This is a genomic window from Cryptosporangium sp. NPDC051539, assembly GCF_044454545.1.
Classification (GTDB): Bacteria; Actinomycetota; Actinomycetes; order Mycobacteriales; family Cryptosporangiaceae; genus Cryptosporangium.
The window spans coordinates 1-15,678 of sequence record NZ_JBITDV010000012.1; the positions used below are offsets into that span (position 1 = coordinate 1).

Here is a 15,678-nt window from a genome sequence, read left to right on the forward strand (position 1 = left end):
CCGTGGGGAGGTCCATGCGAGCATGGACCCCGGCGGACGCCGCGGGCGAAGCTTGTAATCGGGCGGTTAGGGGTTCAAGTCCCCTCACCAGCTCTGTTCTGACCTGGGAGTTCGTGGTTTCGAGCAGTGCGCCTCTGTCGCCGAGAGGTCACGCGACGCTTCGTTAGGGCCTTTGCGGCGTCCTTGAGCGCGTCTTCCTGCGGGTGCACGTAGGTGCGCATCGTGAAGGCTGCGTCGGCGTGGCCGAGCCAGGCGGCGATGACGGCCACCGGCACGCCCTGGAGGTGGAGCAGGGTGCCGCAGGTGCGCCGGGCGTCGTGCGCGGCCGGCGACCTTCTTGTCCGTTGTCTGCCGCCTCGTGCCCGCTTCAGGACGTCGATCAGCTCGTCGGTGACCGGGAGGGTTCGGCCGCCGCTCTCGGACTTCGGGTCTGATTCCGTGGCGTCGCCGTCGACCGAGACGCGGGCTGCCCTGACGGTGAGCGTGCGCTTGCGGAAGTCGGTCGCTGCCCAAGTCTGCGGCGAGCGGTCGACCAGTTCGGCGACGTTCCGCGCCACGGTGCCCTGGTTGATCGCGTCGTCGAGGATTTGACCGAGCGTGAAGAGCATCGGGTAGACGGTGCGTGCTGTTCAGGGGCGTCGCGGCTTGCCGTCCGCCCGCGGGATCGAGCCGGCCTGTAGCTCAGCGACAAGCTTGACGAGGTGCTGCTTCAAGGGCCGGCCTGCGGCCGGTCGGCGCGCGCCGACGACTATCTCGCTCTTCAGCGCATCGTTCACGCACCGGCCGGGCTCTTGCGGCCACCGTGCCGACCGAACGCCTCTACGTGCTCAGCCTCGGAAGCCAGCAAGGCAACCGACGCGTCCACTGGCACCTCGCACCGCTCCTGCCCGGAGTGCCCTATGCCGAACAGCAACTCGCCGCGGCTCTCCTTCGACCGCGGATACATCCAAGTCCCGGATGAGGAGACGGCCAACCTCGCGGACCGACTGCGCGACCCCCGACGCCCCCCGCTCTCCGGAGGGTGGGTCGACGGCAGACGCGATGAGGACGGTTCGTGGTGAACTACACGCGTGCGAATCACGGTCGACGCCGAAGCCAACGCGGCCTACGTCGAGATAGCCCCCGACGTCCAGGACGGGGACGCGGTCGAGCAAGTCGTCATCGAGCGGCCGGAACGCGGCGACGTGGTGCTCGACTTCGACGCCGCCGGCCACCTTCTGGGCGTCGAGATCATCGGCGCCAACGAGCTTTTGCGGCGCTCTGTTCTCGCAAAAGCGGAGCACCTCTAGCCGACGGCCGCCGTGCCATTTGCAAGGGAAATCGAGGGTCAACCACGGTCAACGACGGACACCTCGCGTCGCAGGTCAGGGCCCGTGACGGCCACGGCGGTACCGGTTCCCAGCTGACAGTGCGAGTTCGATCCTCGTCACCCGCTCCACGGACTGCGGCCCAGGTCAGAGGATACGTTCCTCCCAGCCTGGGCCGTCGTCGTTCCGGGGCCGAGGTCCCCTACGTGCCAATAGCCTGCGGGAACCAGTGCCCCGGCGGCCCCGTCGTCCGGCTCGTCGTCGGCCGAGCGACGGTCTCCCCGAACTGCTTGCCGAGAGCCTTCGCGATCGCCTGGTCGGCCCCGCTCGTCGCATGCTGGTAGATGATCGCGGCCCGCACGTTGGCGTGGCCCATGCGCGCCGGCAGGTCGCGGAGGCTGGCGCCGGTCGCTGCCGCGAGCGGATTTCCCGTGTGCCGGGTCGTGCAGGTGCAGTTCCGGGACGCCGATCGCCTGGACCGCCTTCTTCCAGCCGGACGCCTTGCCTCGGCCGGGACTGGCCGCGTCATCGTTCGCCAGCCGGCCGGGAGCTACCAGCCGGGCCAGGTCGCCGGGGCTTGCTGACCCCGAACGCCAACCCCAGGATCCCGAGCGTGACGACGGTCAGCAGCGCGCTGACCGTCGACCGCTCCAACCAGAACGGAAGCTCCGGCGGCACGGGCGTCCAGGACGACCCGGTCGCGAAGTGGATGAGCGGTTCGGCCCCGAGCAACGCCGCCGCGGGCAGCGTCACCACGCCGACCCACAGCCCGCGCAGGTCCCGGCGGAGCAGCAGCCACCCGGCCACCGCGTTCGCGGCGAACAGGAACAACGGCGCCACCACCGCGAAGGCGGTCGGCGCCACCCAGATGTACGACCAGTAGCGGTCGAGGTCGAGGCGCAGAACCGGCACGATCGGCACGGCGGCGACGAACACCGGCACCCACCGTGTCACCCGGCCCGGACGCGACGGCAGCGCCAACGCGAGGACGCCGAGCGCCGCGTGCGGAAGGAGCACGATGAACGACGCAACCGAGGTGCTGAACCAGCCACCGTCCCGAATCGGGAGTGCGGCGGCCACCAGGCCCACCGGTTTGGCCACGACCATCAGCACGAGCGACGCCGCGATCAACCGCCGGCACCACCGGCCGGGGACGACGGCGAACACGACCGCCGCGGCCAACCAGGCGATCCAGGCGAACGCCGCCGGCGACTGGAAAACACGGGACGGGCCGACGGGCGGGTAGCCGTCGATCAGCGGCGTGAACTCGACCGCGAGCAGCCAGATCGTCGCCAGCGCCGATCCGGTAGCCAGCGCCAGCACCGCCGCGATCGACACCCCGCCGGTGAAGCCTGATGCTCGACGGGCCCGTAGGTGCTGACGCGCCCCGCCGACGAGCAGGTCGACGGTGTCCTGGGGGCTGAGCCGGCTCCGGTCGGGTCCGATTGTGTCCAGGTAGGTGCCGACGAGTTCGTCGCCCCGTTCGGCGCGGTAGTCCGCCGGGTAGGCGAACAGCAGCCGGCGGTACCGCCGTTCCAGGCGGTTTCGCTGTTCACGCTCGTTCATGCGAGCCCTCCCGCCGGGGCCCAACCCGACGCCTTCAGCCGGGCCGTCGCGGCGGCCAGGTTGCGACGCATCCGCTCGGTCTCGGCGCCGAGCACGTTCAAGCCTTCGTCGGTGAGCCGGTAGTAGCGACGGAGGCGCCCGTCCACGACCTCCTCGTGGTCGGGCGCCACCAGCCCGTCGTCGGAGAGCCGGTCGAGCGCGCCGTAGAGAGTGCCCGGCCGGAGGGTGATCCGCCCTTCGGAGAGCTCAGCCACCTCGGTGATCAGCCCATATCCGTGCAACGGCTCTCTGGCAAGCGCGGTGAGGATCAAGAATGTCGGCTCCCGCAACGGCGTTGTCATGCCGACCAATATATCGGCTACGAAGATATACCGCTAGCGAGTACACAGATTGCTGTAGGACCAGGTGAACGATCACGCCGATCGCGAGTCGGCGTCGGGAGAAGTGCGGCCAGGTGAACCCATGACCGCTTGGACCAGCGGGTAGCCACTCAGTAACGTCGCCATCCCCAGGTGTGGCCGTGGTTCACAACGACTGCGCGGCGCGGTCGACCAGCTTCTTGTCCGAAGCCGGCTGAAGCCGGGTGGGTCCGGAGCCGATGTCACCGAGATGCCGTACGGCGCGCGCTCAGGACCTAGGCGGCGTCCTGTCGGAGAGCGTCTCCGGGTGGATCGGCTGCTTCAGGGGCAGGCCTGCTTCAGGGGCAGCGGCGGGTGAATGCGTCCAGGTGGGCGAAACGGTCGGTGCTCAGCCAGTCGGTACCGTCCCGGTTGACGTCGCAGCCGGCGTCGTAGAGGCGGGTGGCGATCTTCTGCAGTGCGGCAGCCGTGCCGTCGATCCGGACGACGTTCAGCCCGCCGAAGTCCGAGAACGGCCGGAGCTGTCCGATCTCGATCATCAGCGTGCGTTTCGGGTAGAGCGCCATCGCCATGCCCGCCTCGAACAGCACGTTCGGCCGGGCCTGGCCGGTCGGCAGGCGCTCGTGCTCCCACTCGCGGTCGACGTGCAGGCTCGGGTGCAGCGACGCGCAGTCGTCCGGCGTGGCCAGGATGATCGCGGCCTGGATGTCGCGGAACGCCTCGTGCAGGGCGTCGATCAGCGACGGCATCATCTTCCCCGTCCGTTTCACGACCTCCTCCCAGTCCAGCGGGTGCAGGTCGAGCGCGCGCAGGAAGCCGTTCACGGCCTGACGGGCCTGGTTGTCGCGGCCGTGGACGACGAAGACGCGCCGCTTCTCAGAAGTCATGGAACATGCCCGGGTCGAGCCATTCGGATCCGGTGAGTCGCACGTCGCAGCGGGCCAGGGCCAGCCGCCCGGCCATCGTCCGTTTGCTGAGCTCGGTGTCGTCGAGCCGGATCGGCCGCCGGAGCTCGAGCCCCGGCGGGACGATCGGGGACCCGGCCTCGACGATCAGCGTCCGCCGGTAGCTCAGTGCGCCCAGCGCCAGGCCGATCCGCAGCGTCATCGGGTCGCCGATCGCTCTCGCTCCGGCGTCGACCGCTTCGAGGGTGCCGTTCTTCCAGGTCACGGACTCCGGGGTGAGGACGATCAGCGCCGCCTGCGCCAGTTCGAGGCCGGCGAGCAGAACGTCGATCTCGGACGGCGGCGCCTCCCCGAGGTGGTTGACGCACTCCTCGCGCTCCACCGGCCGCAGATCGAGCATGCGTAGCCAGTCGTGCACCCGGGCCCGCACCCGATCGTCGGGGCCACAGATGACCAGGACCTTCCGCGGGTCCCGCGGTCGCCGGGCGGGCTTCTCCGGCGGCTCGGGCGCGACGAGCGTGGTGCTGCCCTCCGCGATCGCCCGCAGCAGTCGGCGGCCCAGCGGGGGCAGCTCGGGGTCGCGCTCCTCCACCCAGGTCCAGGCCAGGAGCGGCGGTGACGCCACACCGAGAACGACCAGGTCCCAGACGTTCTCCGGCTCGAGCGGCTGCCACAGCGCGAGGCCGCTCGCGATCGGGCCGCCCTGCCAGCCGCGGACCTTCGGCAACTGCGCCTCGACGACCTGGCGGACCGCCGGTGGCCACTGGGCCAGGGCATCGTCGGGCACCACGCCCTGGAACGCGCGCGCGACCACCAGCGGGGCGTTCGGGACCGGGGAGACCAGCGACCACATGCGGCCGAGGTCGTCCCAGCCGGCCGCGCCCTCGTCCGCCGCCAGCACGATCGAGAGGTTCACCCAGTCGTCCACGATCCGCACGACGGCCTGGTGCAGGGCGTCCGGACGCTGCTGTGCGCAGACGAGGCCGTTCCCGGCGGTCAGCCGATCGGCCGGCGGGAGCCGGACCGGAACCGGGTCTCCGGACGGCAGGACGACCGGTTCGGTGACGCCGAGCAGGTCGCGGCAGCGCCGCCAGACCTGCCTGATCTCGTCGTATCCGACGGCCGCGTCCGGGCCGGCGAGCGGCGCGAACGCATGGATCACCAGTTGCTGGTCAACGACCGCCGTCACCGTCACCTCCTGGACCTTTCAGCCGGCCGGCCAGCTCGGCGACGCGGTCGCGAACGGCCGGCGTCGCCGGCTCGCCCGGCGCCGCGCCGATGCGCCCCTCCCGGAATCGGGTGAGCCCGTAGAGCGCGACGATCGCCGCCGTGAACGCCGGCTCGTCACCGCCGGCGACCGCGCTCAGCGCCGAAGCCAGCGCCGGCTCGATCCGCGTCCACCGATCGGCGGGCAGCCGACGCCCGGGCAACGGCACGACGATGCGCAGCATCTCGTCCACCAAGTCGGCCGGAAGAGCCACGCGCCGGACACCGCCGCGCCAGAGCCAGGCCGCGCGGCGGTATTGCTTGTTCTCGACCTCACAGCTCTCGAACTCCTCGGGGCCCACCCCGTCGAAGCCCTCGCCGACGACCTGCTGGTAGAGCGGGTCGGAGAGCAGCGCGGCCAGTTCGAGCCCCGGGTCGGCCTTGAGGGCGTTGCGGAGCTCGTTGCTGTCGAGCAGGCGTCCGATCTCGATGATCGTTCCGCCGGCGTAGCCGATCGCGGCCTTGGAGAAGCCACCCATCGACACCGCGAGCCGCATGCGCAGACGGTCGTCGTGCGCGTCGTTGTCGGCGGCCAGCCGGGCCCGCCAGCCGAGCAGCAGCCGGGGCAGCGCCGTGGGCACCTCGATCCCGGCCGGAAGCACGACCATCATGCCGTCGCCGGCATCCTGACGGTCGGTCGCGGCGACCGGGACACCGATGTCGGTGACGACCTGCTCCACCAGCGTGGCGATCCGGTGCTGGACCTCGACCTGCTGGGGAGTGCTCCGCGTGCTGTAGCCGACGACGTCGATGCCGAACCCCAGCCTCTGCTCGACCTGGTCGGAAAGCTGGCGCAGGGCCGGAGCCGGTGGTGCGAGTACCGATCCGTCGGGGGCCGTCTCGGGCCGACGCTCGAACAGCCCGGCGTCCTTGGCGATCCGGCGCACGCTCTCGGTCTGCTCGCGGGTGATGTCCAGGAACTCGATGTCGTCGGCGAGCTGGGGTTTCAGCCAGCGCAGGAGCTTGGCGTCGGAGGGCAGCAGCTCGCCGATCGCGCTGGTCATGTTGTCTTCGGCGATCTCGACCGAGCGCCGGATCCGGCGCAGGTCGGCGCGGGTGCCCAGCAGGATCGCCTCGTCCCGCACGAGGTCGGCCGTGTCGTCGCTCGGCCGGCTCGTCCCCAGCGCGTCGCCGATCCGGTTCGCGTGGGTTTCGAGGCGACGGCTCAGCTCCTGCAGCGCACTGCCGTCGCCGCGGACGCGGGCGTGGAAGCGGAGCTTGGCCGCGTGCATCAGGTAGCGGGCCAGCGGCGGGAGCTCGACGCCGCCGGAGCTCCAGGTGAAGTCGCTCAGCTCGCTGTCGCGGCCCGGGTCGGCGAGCACGACCAGCCGGCGGTTGCCACCGTCCCTGGACTCGGGCGCGACCTCCCAGAGCGCGAACTCCCCGGCCTCCCCGGCCCGGCTGGGCCGCTGACGCCAGCCCGGGTCGTCGCCGGGGGCGGGCGGAAGGACCGCTCCGGCGTCGGCACCCCAGCTCGCGGAGTCGGTGCTCTCGGCCGGACGCTTGGCCTGGTAGATCACCGCCGACCCGAGAAGCGCGTCGATGCCGTCGACCGTCAGCTGCTGCCACCAGCGGGCGTACTCGCGCCACCCCAGCGGTGCCGCGGCGCCGATCCGGGGTTTGCGGTGATGGTCGGCGACCGGGGTGGCGAACACCAGCGACAGGTTGAGCACCTCGTGCTCGTGCCGCACGATCGCCTGGTAGTCGGCGACCCGGTCCTGCAGGCCGGCGAGTGCGTCGCCCTCGGCGCCGAGGGCGTCCGGCGGCGGGAGTTCGGTGGACAGCTCGGTGCCGGGAATCGACAGCGTCATGCCCAGCTCGGACCGGCACCGTTGCCAGATCTCGCTGATCTGGTCGAAGGCCTGCCCGGCGAGCGGGCCGCCGATCGGGGCGAAGAGGTGGGCGACGAGTTCCTGTTCAGGAAGGAATGGGCCCGGCATCGCCGACCTCCGGCTGCTCGGCCTGTCCTTTGTTGACGGTCAGAGCGTGCACCAGGGTGTTCTGCCGGTCGAGGACCTGCTCCGGCGCCCGGACGATCTCGGCCGTCCCGATCCGGTTCGCACGGACCGGTCCGTTGAGGTCGAGCTCGGCGACCGCCCGTCGGAGCCCCGGCCCGTCCGCGGAGCGGAGGGCCTCGTCCAGACGGTCGAGAATGGCTTGGACGTTCTCCCAGCGCTGCGGCGCGAGTTGCCATTCCACCACGTCGCCGAGCACGTCGAGCGCGTCCGCGATCGTTTCGTCGTCCAGTGTGGTGCGGGTGTGGCGGGGGTCCATGAGCGCACTGTAGTCAGGGGAATGCGGTGAGGCTTGGTGTACGTCGGCGTCCGGACGGTGGGGGTTGACGTCGGTTCGGGGGCAGGTTGGGTGGGTCGCCGGACGTGCGGGCACCGGCCGCCGCCGGCGAGCCGGCCGCTCTACGTCGGCATCTCGCCGAAGCTCCGCCCACCAAGGGCCGGCCGGCCGCCGAGTCGCCGAACTCTGCGGAGCCGAGTTCGTTACCACTACCGCGGCGGTGTCGACGCTGCGACTCACGCTCGGGGTCCTGCTTGCCGACCGGCTCGGGATCGGGCTGCGTCGAGTGGGCAGCGGGAAGCGATTCACATTCGGCAAGGTTGGTGAATCCCGCCTTACGGAATGGCTCGCCGACAATGCTCGCGTCGTCTGGATGGCGACCGCGGACGGTTGGAAGCTCGAGGAAAGGCTCATCCAGAGCTTCGGCCTACCGCTGAACCTGGACCAGAACCGGCACGGCAGTTTCCACCAGACGCTCTCGGCCCTCCGCGCAGCGCAGAAGGCACAGGCACGCGTGCTCCCGATCGAGAGCTGACAACCGTCAATCGTGTGCGCGTCGCCGTCACCGCGCCGACGGCGGCATCCGGACACTGCCGAACGTCCGACCGCCGCTGACGAGGCGCTGGAGCAGACGCCGGCAGGCCTCATAGCGTCCGTAGGAACGCCGCCACCTCCAGCAGATCGATCTGCCACCGATCGTCAGGGTGGACGACCACCCGTAACTCCCGTGCCACGACGCTCCGACGCGACCTCGCTACGAACGACATCAGCAGCATCTTGAGCAGGCTCTCGCGGTCGAGCGCATCGATCCGCGCCAGTCCCGAACCCACGATCGGTACGGCGATCGGGCGCCGTTCGCCGTGGGCGTCGACGGCGTCCCACAGGCGACCGAGGCTGAGCCAGAGCGTGTCGAGCGACGACCGCGCGATCCCGCCGCGACTGATCTCACTCAACGCCACCGCGTACACCAGCCCCGCCCCACCGGGCCCGACCCCACCGGGCCCGACCCCACCGGGCCCGACCCCACCGGGCCCGACCCCACCGGGCCCGACCCCACCGGGCCCGACCTCGGCAGGCCCGACCCCGCCGATCACGGCTACCGTGCCCAGCGGATACCGGAGTTGCTTTCCGGGCAACTGTTCCGCCGACCTCGTCGGCTGCACGTCCCGCAGCGCCCTCTCGAGCTCGCCATCCACCACGGCCACGTCGCCGCCGTACCGGCGCTGAAGCAGCTGACCCTGCAGACTCGTCAGCGCGATCAGCCCCGGCCGCACCTCGGTGTCGAAGGTGTCGCTGAACCCCACCGCGATCGGGCAATCCTGATCGAGCAGATCACCCACGGCGACGGTCACCACCACCTCCGGCCGTTCGAACGCGTGCTCGATGCGCCGCGGCGGCACGACCCGCCACGCGCCCCAGCCGACGCACAGCACCGCACATCCGATCAGCACCGTGAGTGGATGCGGCAACGGTCCGCTGACCAGCACGCTCGCGAACTGCACGATCGCCGACACCAGCCCGAACGCCACAAACGTCTGCGTCGAGAACACGCGGATCCCGCGCCGGGTTCCGAACATGGCGCGCAGCGCCGACCGCTTTCGTGCCACGACCCGCGACCCTAGCCTTCCCGCGGCCAACGCTCTCGACGCACTGATCCCCCGGCCGACCGGCGGAGCGGAGTGGTCACCGCCATCTCCAGTTCGCGATACGTCGGGTCCGGCGGATAGCGGATCGTGTGTCCGGTCTCGGTGAATCCGAGCCGCCGGTAGAACGCCTTCGCCCGTTCGTTGAGGTCGAGGACGAACAGCCGGACGACGTCCGCCCGCAAGTGTTCGAAGGCCCAGTCGACCGCGGCGGACGTCACCGCGGGTCCGGCGGGACCACCGCGGACCGTCGGGGTCACGTAGACGCCGACGAGCATGGCCGAGACCTGCACGGTGACCTCGGCCTCAGCGAACACGCCGGCCGTGGCGACGAACCGGCCGTCGGCGACGGCGGCGAACCAGGCGGTGTCGGTCGAGGCCGCGCGCGCACGCCAGGCGGTGTCCGGCAGAGCCGCAGCCTCGTCGTACTGCTCGACGAACGCGAGCGGAGAGTCCTTCAGCGCCTCGAGACGAAGGCGCTTGAGCTCCGTGAAGTCGTTCGGACCGGTCCGTCGCACCTGGTAGGTCATGGAGCCATGGTTCCAAGGTTCACCGAACGCCTGGTTCTGACGGTGCCCAGCGAGTCCGACGTCCCGGACCTGTTCGCGATGTACTCGGACCCGCAGGTCTGGGCCGGCGACCCGCTCGCCCGGCACGAGTTCCCCGATCAGACCACCGGGTTGGTGATCCGTTGGCGCTCCGGCTGGGCGCACGACTCGCTCGGCATGTGGGTCGCGCGCACGACGGACGGGGATCTCGTCGGCATCGGCGGGTGCTTCGTCCGGTACGACGTCGCCTGGAACCTCGGCTACCGCCTCCGGTCGGAGTTCTGGGGTCGAGGCCTCGCGCAGGAGATCTCCCGCGCGGCGATCGCGGCGGCCGGCGTCCTGCGCCCGGAGCTCCCGATGACCGCCTACCTGCTGGAAGGAAACCTCCGCTCGCAGCGCGCGACCGAGCGCGCCGGGCTGCGCCCGATCTGGCGCGGCCCGGACGCCGGAAATCCCGACCCGCACGCGATCCGGCTGCTCTATGCCGACCGCGACCTCACTCCGGCCGAGATCAGACTGCTGACGGACGACTGAAGGCCACTGCAAGACTCTGCTGGACGAGACCCAGAAGCGCTTTCCGCTGAACAGCGGTAACCCGGATCCGAGCACGACCGGGTGCACGAGCAGCCGGTACCCGCCGAGCAGCGGTGGAGCCGGGCGCGCGCCGCGACCCGCGCAGGCATCAGAGGTCGGCGACGTCGAGGACGGTCGCGTACCGCGGGTAGAGCGTGCCGACGAGGAACTCGTGGGTCGCGGGGTCGGGGTCGGCGCACGCGTCCCGGACGACGGAGATCGCGTAGTCGCGGTCCATCGCCTCGCGGAGGGTGCTGAGCACCACCCCGCTGGTGCTGATGCCGGCCAGCAGGAGCGACGTGACCCCGCGGTCGCGGAGCTGCCGGTCGAGGTCGGTGGTGGTGAACGCTCCGACCCTGACCTTGCGCACCTCGACGTCGTACGGCTGCCGGTCGAGGCCCTCGTGGATCTGGGTGGCCGGGGCGTCGACGCCGAGATGCTCCCGCTGCTCGGGGGACGCCACGCGGGCCATGACGCTGGTCGGCGGGATCGCGTCGAACTCGGCGTCGGTGAACCCGACCCGGACCCAGCCGACGTGTCCGCTGTTCGCGCGGACCCTGGCGATCGCCGTGTTGGCGCGTTCGAGCAGCTGGCCGACGTCGGGGAGGCGGTGCAGGAGGCCGACCTGGTAGTCCATGACGAGCAGCGCGGTCTGGTTCACGGGGTAACCGCCTTCGGGAGAGATCGATCGAGCACGTTGACGAGCAGGAACGCGATGGCCGCGACTACGAGGAACATCGCCAGGTGGTGCATGCCGGTGGTGTCGGCGCGCCGGCCGTAGAAGGTGCCGAGCGCGGCCGAGGACGTGATCGCGCCGAGGTAACCGAACGTGCGGAGCAGCCCGGCGGAGGCGCCGATGTCGTCGGGGTTGGCCTGCCGGTAGACCGCGTTCTGGAGCGCGAGGCTGTTGAGGCCCTGCGGGATGCCGAAGAGCAGCACGACCGCGACGATGATCCAGATCGGACTGCTCGGATGCAGGGCGAGCAGGAGTGCACACGCCACCGCCTGCGTGGCGGACGCGACGAGCAGCTTGCCGCGCAGCGCTTCGCGTCGGCCGGTGACCGCGGAGACGACGATGGCCATCGCGAACATCGGCAGCGTGACCAGGCCGGCGTGGCCGGGCGCGAGCCCGCGCCCCTGCTCGAGCCACTGGGTGAAACCGAAGATGAAGCTGTACGACACGACGTAGGCCAGCAGAGCCCGGCCGTACGTGATCAGCAGCGCGGTGTTGCCGCCGAGCACGCGCAGGTCGATGAACGGATCGTGGTGCCGCAGCTCGCGGACGGCAAAGCCGCCGGCGGCCGCGGCGCTGATCACCAGCAGATACGACGAGCCGAGGTGGGGGTTCATCAGGAACAGGAGCAACGTGACCAAGGTGGTGGCGAACAGGACGATCCCGGTCACGTCGAGGTTGAGCTTGCCGTGTTCCGTGCGGTCCCGGGGAAACCGGCGCCACCCGAGCACGAACGCGACAGCCGCGATCGGGACGTTGATCGCCAGCGTGGTGCGCCAGCCGCCGAGGCCGATCAGCAGGCCGCCGAGCGGAGGTCCGATGACCGCGATCGTCTGGGTGGAGATCGCCAGGATCGTCAGGACACCGGCCGGGCTGTCCTTGCCGGTGCGCTCGGCCTCGTCGCGGATCAGCCGCATCGCAGCCGGGTAGCCGGCGCAGGTGCCGAATCCCAGGATCACGCGGGCCACGATCAGCACCCCGAGGTTCGGCGCGATCGTGCCGATCACGCCCGCGAGCCCGACCAGGGCGGTCGCGGGGAGGAACAGGCGGCGGGGCCCGTAGACGTCGATCAGGCGGCCGACGACCGGCTGACCCACCGCGGTCGCGAGGTAGAGCGACGAGATCAGCCAGGCCGTGGCCTTGGGCGGTTCGCCGAGCGCGACCCCGATCGGGACGAGCGCGACCGAGATGATCGTGGAGTTGATCGGGTTGAGGGCGGCGCCGGAGACCAGCGGGGCGATCAGCTTGCGGTCGAACCCGTCGTGGCGTCTCTGCAAGACCGTCACTGGTCGACGATCCGTTCGAGCAAGGTGAGTGCCTCGCCGATCACCTGCCGCTCGGCGTCGGTGAAGCGCTGTGCGAACGCGTCGACGAGCCACTCTTCGCGGTGGGTGCGGGCGCCCTGGGCCGCGGCGCGCCCGTCGTCGGTGAGGAAGAGCCACTTCTGGCGGGCGTCGTCCGGGTCGGCCTCACGGCGGACGAGGCCGAGCTCGTGCAGCGCCGTCAGCGTCTTGGCCATCGACTGCGGCCGGACGCGCTCGGCGCCGGCGAGCTGGCTCGCGGACGAAGGTTCGTTGAGGGCGAGGCGCGCCAGGGCGGAGGCCTGGGGAGCGGTGAGGCCGCTGACGGCGGACACGTCCTGGAGGCGGCGGCGCAGGCGGCCGTAGAAGATCCGCAGACGCTGCGCCACGGCCGCGGACGAGGTCGGTGGGCTCATAGATAGACAGCCTAGGCTGATAAGTTCAGGCTGTCTATCTCGTTGGGGTTGCCCCTCGTAGGTCCTCGGCCATGTCGGCCAGGGCGAGCAGTTTCCGCTGCCGACCGGCTCTGTGGGGGGTGACCGCCGGGCCGTGCCGCGCGCCGGCGACAGCGAGGCCGAAGTGGGTAGGCGTCCGCGGGCGCGGCGCCGTCGGCCGCCGTTGAGACCCTGAGGACACTCATCCCGACGTTGGCGTCCCCCACTGTTCGGCGGGTGACATGCGAGGCCGATCGGTCCTGAGGATCGGCTCGAGCCCTCGCCAGGATGCCGTGATCTGCGTCACCAGCAGAAGTGTTGTAGCTGCTCAGCAGGGTCCTCTGGCGTACGCAGATGCGCAGGAAAACTGGTGTGCCATTTGCCTTGACAAGGTCCTGACGCTGCGTACACATAAGGAACAACTCGATAGCGCGAGCTGAGTTCTTAATGGACGGCTGTGCTCGCGTGAGGAGTGTTCGGCAGTGGTGGTTGACGTTCGCTGGCTGGTCGTGGCAGCCGTGCTGGTTGGGGTCTTCTGGCTCGCCAAGCGTCGTCCGGACTGGATCCAGCCGATGACGTTGGCGCTCGCGGCGGCTGTGGCCGCGTACGCCTGGCTGTACACGCCGTTCGGAGAATGACTCTGACGACCCACCATCGGCGGTCGGGTGGGCGGCCACCCTGGCGGTGGCGGGGATGCCGTGGGATGTCTGGTCGCAACTGGTGGTGTGGGGCCGGTCGGGTGGTCTGCTGGTGGCCTGTGGACCGCGACACGCGAGCGTCTGTCCCTCCTGTGCTCGGCGGTGGCGCGGCGACACGTGGTGGCTGGCGTTGGCCGGGCTGGTCGATGGCAAGGGCGCTCGCCCGGGTGCGGTCGCATCCTCGCGTGTTCCTGCCGCTGACCGCTCCGTCGTTCGGGAAGCCGGGGCTGCCCTGGAACCCCCTCGAACACGCCGTCACATCCCGGCCATCACGGCCGGGATGCCACCCGTCCGGGCCAGCAGCCGCCGCTGCCGGTCGGCGCCGTTGCCGATCTGCCGCACCCGGCTCAACTCGCCGCCGACGACGTCCAGATCGCCCTGCCGGAGCAACGCGGGCGTCAGCCGCTCGCACATCTCGTCGACCAATTCCCAGGCCGGCCGTGCCCGGCCGGACCGCGGATCCAGCAGCGTGCCACCGAGTCCCGACCGGGCCGCGTTCCAGTGGGCGGCCTCCAGCACGTGGTCTGCCAGCGGGTCGTCCACGTCGTGCACCGACGACAGCGCGGTCGCGACCAGCGCCCGGATCAGCCCGGCGATCAGCACCGTGTCACCGGCCGTGGGGCAGACGTCGGCGACCCGGACCTCGACCGTCGGGTACCGCGCCGACGGCCGGGCGTGCCAGAGGATCATCGTCTCGTCGAGCATCACGCCCGACTCGATCAGCGACGCCACCGCCTCGTCGTACTCCTTCTCGGATTCGACGTGCGGCATCGGCCCGACGCCCGGCCAGCGATCGAGCTGGATCGTCCGCCAGCTGGCGTAACCGGTATCGACCCCGGCGTGCAGCGGCGAGTTCGCGGCCAGGGCCGACACGACCGGCAACCACGGACGGATGCGCCGGCACACGTCCACCGCCGCACCTCGGGACGGCACGCCGACGTGCACGTGACACCCGCAGAGTGCCGGATCGCGCGCGATCGGGCCGTAGTGGCGGACGATCTCGCGGAAGCGGGGATCCGGTGTGGGCTCCCGGTCGTCCTCGCCGACCGGGGTGGCGGCGACCGCGACCAGCCGCACCCCGGCCGTGGCCGCCGCCGCGGCCGTGCCGGCGCGGATCCACTCGACCTCGGCCCGGAGTTCCGTGAGATCGGTGGCCGGGTCGGTCACCATCTCGACCATGCACGGCCGGAACTCGGACCGATTGTGCGTCCGCAGATCCGACGGGAGTGCGGCCTGGACCTCCGCCGCCCGCGGCACGTTCCGGGCCGTGCAGGGATCGAGCAGGAGGAACTCCTCCTCGACCCCAACCGTGAGTGCGCTGGTCATAGCCGTCTTCTGCCCGGCCTGACCCGACTTACTCGGAAACCCGACTTACTCGGACCCGACTTACTCGGGACGCGGTGCGTCAGGCCGGTGGCGGCGGTGGGCGGTGCTCGGCGCCGTTGGCCGGGCGGGGGAGTGGGGGCCCGTCGCTGCTGAGCGAGTCGAGCAGTTGCTCGGCCGCGCGCTCGGCGGCGAGCTTGGACTCGTCGGTCAGCGTCGGCCGCGCGCCGCTGACCTCCATCTGCTGCGCCACTATCGCCACCACGTCGCCCGCGGTCAGCGTGAGGTCGGGCGGGTCCGTGTCGCTCACGCCGGCGCCCGCAATTCGTCGGTGATCTCGCCCCGCTCGGACGCGGCGATCACCTCGGAGGCCCACCGGGCCCGGCTGCACGGCCAGGTCGGGGCGGCCGTCCAGTGCCCGGCGTTCCCGCACACGGCGTCGTCCTGGTAGCGCTCGATCGGCTTGTGTAGTTCCAGCAACCGGTACGCGGTTGCGACGTCCTCGGGCGTCAATGGTCGGTGCCAAACCAGCCCCATCGCTTCCCCTCCCTGGGAGTTCGTCCCTGCCCGGACAGGGATGACCTGGTGCCCCTACCCTCCGCTCAAGGGTTCAATCCCGAATGGGATGCCAAGTTTTCGCAATTCCCATCGTAGGCGTTTAGAACCGCATCGTTGTCCTTCATGGCGTTTCGGACAAGGCCGGAGGACTGCGGCGCCGGAGTATCAGCGA

20 protein-coding genes and 1 pseudogene are annotated in these 15,678 nt (G+C 70.9%); 5 read left to right on the forward strand and 16 right to left on the reverse strand.

Features of this window, described 5'->3' with window-relative positions; all coding sequences use genetic code 11:
- Positions 1–74 precede the first annotated feature (74 nt).
- Positions 75–608, reverse strand: a complete 534-nt coding sequence (locus ACIBZJ_RS32100) for a site-specific integrase (protein WP_395936322.1) — start codon at positions 606–608, stop codon at positions 75–77.
- A 462-nt stretch (positions 609–1,070) separates the two neighbouring features.
- On the opposite strand from ACIBZJ_RS32100, the gene ACIBZJ_RS32105 reads away from it, so the two are divergent.
- Entirely contained in the window at positions 1,071–1,289 is a 219-nt protein-coding gene (locus tag ACIBZJ_RS32105; protein WP_395936324.1) for a DUF2283 domain-containing protein, read from the forward strand.
- 220 nt (positions 1,290–1,509) lie between these two features.
- On the opposite strand, the gene ACIBZJ_RS32110 is transcribed toward ACIBZJ_RS32105, so the two are convergent.
- From ACIBZJ_RS32110 to ACIBZJ_RS32140, 7 genes are all read right to left on the reverse strand, one after another.
- Positions 1,510–1,683 (reverse strand): hypothetical protein, encoded by a 174-nt coding sequence (locus ACIBZJ_RS32110; protein WP_395936326.1) that lies wholly within the window; start codon positions 1,681–1,683, stop codon positions 1,510–1,512.
- 149 nt (positions 1,684–1,832) lie between these two features.
- A complete protein-coding gene (locus tag ACIBZJ_RS32115; RefSeq protein WP_395936328.1) occupies positions 1,833–2,873 on the reverse strand; it encodes a hypothetical protein in 1,041 nt (346 codons plus the stop codon).
- The gene (locus ACIBZJ_RS32120) at positions 2,870–3,214 is read right to left on the reverse strand and encodes a PadR family transcriptional regulator (protein ID WP_395936330.1); all 345 of its coding nucleotides are present in this window, start codon (positions 3,212–3,214) and stop codon (positions 2,870–2,872) included. The genes ACIBZJ_RS32115 and ACIBZJ_RS32120 overlap by 4 nt, the downstream gene beginning before the upstream one ends.
- A gap of 356 nt (positions 3,215–3,570) precedes the next feature.
- The gene (locus ACIBZJ_RS32125) at positions 3,571–4,119 is read right to left on the reverse strand and encodes a TIR domain-containing protein (protein WP_395936332.1); all 549 of its coding nucleotides are present in this window, start codon (positions 4,117–4,119) and stop codon (positions 3,571–3,573) included.
- Positions 4,109–5,326 (reverse strand): CATRA conflict system CASPASE/TPR repeat-associated protein, encoded by a 1,218-nt coding sequence (locus ACIBZJ_RS32130; RefSeq protein WP_395936334.1) that lies wholly within the window; start codon positions 5,324–5,326, stop codon positions 4,109–4,111. Before ACIBZJ_RS32130 ends, ACIBZJ_RS32125 begins: the two co-directional genes overlap by 11 nt.
- Positions 5,310–7,343, reverse strand: coding sequence for a CATRA conflict system CASPASE/TPR repeat-associated protein (locus ACIBZJ_RS32135; RefSeq protein WP_395936336.1), 2,034 nt, complete (start codon positions 7,341–7,343; stop codon positions 5,310–5,312). The genes ACIBZJ_RS32130 and ACIBZJ_RS32135 overlap by 17 nt, the downstream gene beginning before the upstream one ends.
- Positions 7,321–7,677, reverse strand: coding sequence for a CATRA system-associated protein (locus tag ACIBZJ_RS32140; protein WP_395936338.1), 357 nt, complete (start codon positions 7,675–7,677; stop codon positions 7,321–7,323). The genes ACIBZJ_RS32135 and ACIBZJ_RS32140 overlap by 23 nt, the downstream gene beginning before the upstream one ends.
- Before the next feature lie 238 nt (positions 7,678–7,915).
- Here ACIBZJ_RS32140 and ACIBZJ_RS32145 point away from each other — a divergent pair, with 238 nt between their 5' ends.
- Positions 7,916–8,230, forward strand: coding sequence for a GIY-YIG nuclease family protein (locus ACIBZJ_RS32145; RefSeq protein WP_395936340.1), 315 nt, complete (start codon positions 7,916–7,918; stop codon positions 8,228–8,230).
- A 109-nt stretch (positions 8,231–8,339) separates the two neighbouring features.
- Here the strand turns inward: ACIBZJ_RS32145 and ACIBZJ_RS32150 are convergent, their stop codons facing one another.
- Both ACIBZJ_RS32150 and ACIBZJ_RS32155 read right to left on the reverse strand, forming a co-directional pair.
- Entirely contained in the window at positions 8,340–9,302 is a 963-nt protein-coding gene (locus ACIBZJ_RS32150) for a macro domain-containing protein (protein WP_395936342.1), read from the reverse strand.
- Between the two features lie 11 nt (positions 9,303–9,313).
- Entirely contained in the window at positions 9,314–9,868 is a 555-nt protein-coding gene (locus tag ACIBZJ_RS32155) for a GNAT family N-acetyltransferase (RefSeq protein WP_395936344.1), read from the reverse strand.
- 6 nt (positions 9,869–9,874) lie between these two features.
- On the opposite strand from ACIBZJ_RS32155, the gene ACIBZJ_RS32160 reads away from it, so the two are divergent.
- Entirely contained in the window at positions 9,875–10,420 is a 546-nt protein-coding gene (locus ACIBZJ_RS32160) for a GNAT family N-acetyltransferase (protein WP_395936346.1), read from the forward strand.
- Between the two features lie 148 nt (positions 10,421–10,568).
- On the opposite strand, the gene ACIBZJ_RS32165 is transcribed toward ACIBZJ_RS32160, so the two are convergent.
- From ACIBZJ_RS32165 to ACIBZJ_RS32175, 3 genes are read right to left on the reverse strand one after another with little or no spacing between them, the layout of a single operon-like run.
- The gene (locus ACIBZJ_RS32165) at positions 10,569–11,120 is read right to left on the reverse strand and encodes a cysteine hydrolase family protein (RefSeq protein WP_395936348.1); all 552 of its coding nucleotides are present in this window, start codon (positions 11,118–11,120) and stop codon (positions 10,569–10,571) included.
- Entirely contained in the window at positions 11,117–12,478 is a 1,362-nt protein-coding gene (locus ACIBZJ_RS32170) for an MFS transporter (protein ID WP_395936350.1), read from the reverse strand. Before ACIBZJ_RS32170 ends, ACIBZJ_RS32165 begins: the two co-directional genes overlap by 4 nt.
- On the reverse strand, positions 12,475–12,909 hold the full coding sequence (locus ACIBZJ_RS32175) for a MarR family winged helix-turn-helix transcriptional regulator (RefSeq protein WP_395936352.1): 435 nt from the start codon (positions 12,907–12,909) through the stop codon (positions 12,475–12,477). Before ACIBZJ_RS32175 ends, ACIBZJ_RS32170 begins: the two co-directional genes overlap by 4 nt.
- 500 nt (positions 12,910–13,409) lie before the next feature.
- Here ACIBZJ_RS32175 and ACIBZJ_RS32180 point away from each other — a divergent pair, with 500 nt between their 5' ends.
- Together ACIBZJ_RS32180 and ACIBZJ_RS32185 are read left to right on the forward strand one after the other, a co-directional pair.
- Positions 13,410–13,565 carry a hypothetical protein gene (locus ACIBZJ_RS32180; protein WP_395936354.1) on the forward strand — a complete coding sequence of 52 codons (156 nt, stop codon included), beginning with the start codon at positions 13,410–13,412 and terminating at the stop codon, positions 13,563–13,565.
- 55 nt (positions 13,566–13,620) lie between these two features.
- A pseudogene (locus tag ACIBZJ_RS32185) lies at positions 13,621–13,797 on the forward strand (replication initiator); the annotation flags it as partial.
- 83 nt (positions 13,798–13,880) lie between these two features.
- Here ACIBZJ_RS32185 and ACIBZJ_RS32190 read toward each other — a convergent pair.
- The 3 genes from ACIBZJ_RS32190 to ACIBZJ_RS32200 form a co-directional block, all read right to left on the reverse strand.
- Positions 13,881–14,951 (reverse strand): glutamate--cysteine ligase, encoded by a 1,071-nt coding sequence (locus ACIBZJ_RS32190; protein ID WP_395936356.1) that lies wholly within the window; start codon positions 14,949–14,951, stop codon positions 13,881–13,883.
- Positions 14,952–15,030: 79 nt separating this feature from the next.
- Positions 15,031–15,258: a hypothetical protein gene (locus tag ACIBZJ_RS32195; protein WP_395936358.1), complete on the reverse strand. Its 228-nt coding sequence runs from the start codon at positions 15,256–15,258 to the stop codon at positions 15,031–15,033.
- A complete protein-coding gene (locus tag ACIBZJ_RS32200; RefSeq protein ID WP_395936360.1) occupies positions 15,255–15,485 on the reverse strand; it encodes a hypothetical protein in 231 nt (76 codons plus the stop codon). The genes ACIBZJ_RS32195 and ACIBZJ_RS32200 overlap by 4 nt, the downstream gene beginning before the upstream one ends.
- Positions 15,486–15,678 lie beyond the last annotated feature (193 nt).

Coding starts and splice junctions, on each gene's coding strand:
- ACIBZJ_RS32100 (WP_395936322.1), bottom strand. CDS start 608: ATGCTCTTCACGCTCGGTCAAATCCTCGACGACGCGATCAACCAGGGC.
- ACIBZJ_RS32110 (WP_395936326.1), bottom strand. CDS start 1,683: ATGGGCCACGCCAACGTGCGGGCCGCGATCATCTACCAGCATGCGACG.
- ACIBZJ_RS32115 (WP_395936328.1), bottom strand. CDS start 2,873: ATGAACGAGCGTGAACAGCGAAACCGCCTGGAACGGCGGTACCGCCGG.
- ACIBZJ_RS32120 (WP_395936330.1), bottom strand. CDS start 3,214: ATGACAACGCCGTTGCGGGAGCCGACATTCTTGATCCTCACCGCGCTT.
- ACIBZJ_RS32125 (WP_395936332.1), bottom strand. CDS start 4,119: ATGACTTCTGAGAAGCGGCGCGTCTTCGTCGTCCACGGCCGCGACAAC.
- ACIBZJ_RS32135 (WP_395936336.1), bottom strand. CDS start 7,343: ATGCCGGGCCCATTCCTTCCTGAACAGGAACTCGTCGCCCACCTCTTC.
- ACIBZJ_RS32140 (WP_395936338.1), bottom strand. CDS start 7,677: ATGGACCCCCGCCACACCCGCACCACACTGGACGACGAAACGATCGCG.
- ACIBZJ_RS32155 (WP_395936344.1), bottom strand. CDS start 9,868: ATGACCTACCAGGTGCGACGGACCGGTCCGAACGACTTCACGGAGCTC.
- ACIBZJ_RS32160 (WP_395936346.1), top strand. CDS start 9,875: ATGGTTCCAAGGTTCACCGAACGCCTGGTTCTGACGGTGCCCAGCGAG.
- ACIBZJ_RS32175 (WP_395936352.1), bottom strand. CDS start 12,909: ATGAGCCCACCGACCTCGTCCGCGGCCGTGGCGCAGCGTCTGCGGATC.
- ACIBZJ_RS32190 (WP_395936356.1), bottom strand. CDS start 14,951: ATGACCAGCGCACTCACGGTTGGGGTCGAGGAGGAGTTCCTCCTGCTC.
- ACIBZJ_RS32200 (WP_395936360.1), bottom strand. CDS start 15,485: ATGGGGCTGGTTTGGCACCGACCATTGACGCCCGAGGACGTCGCAACC.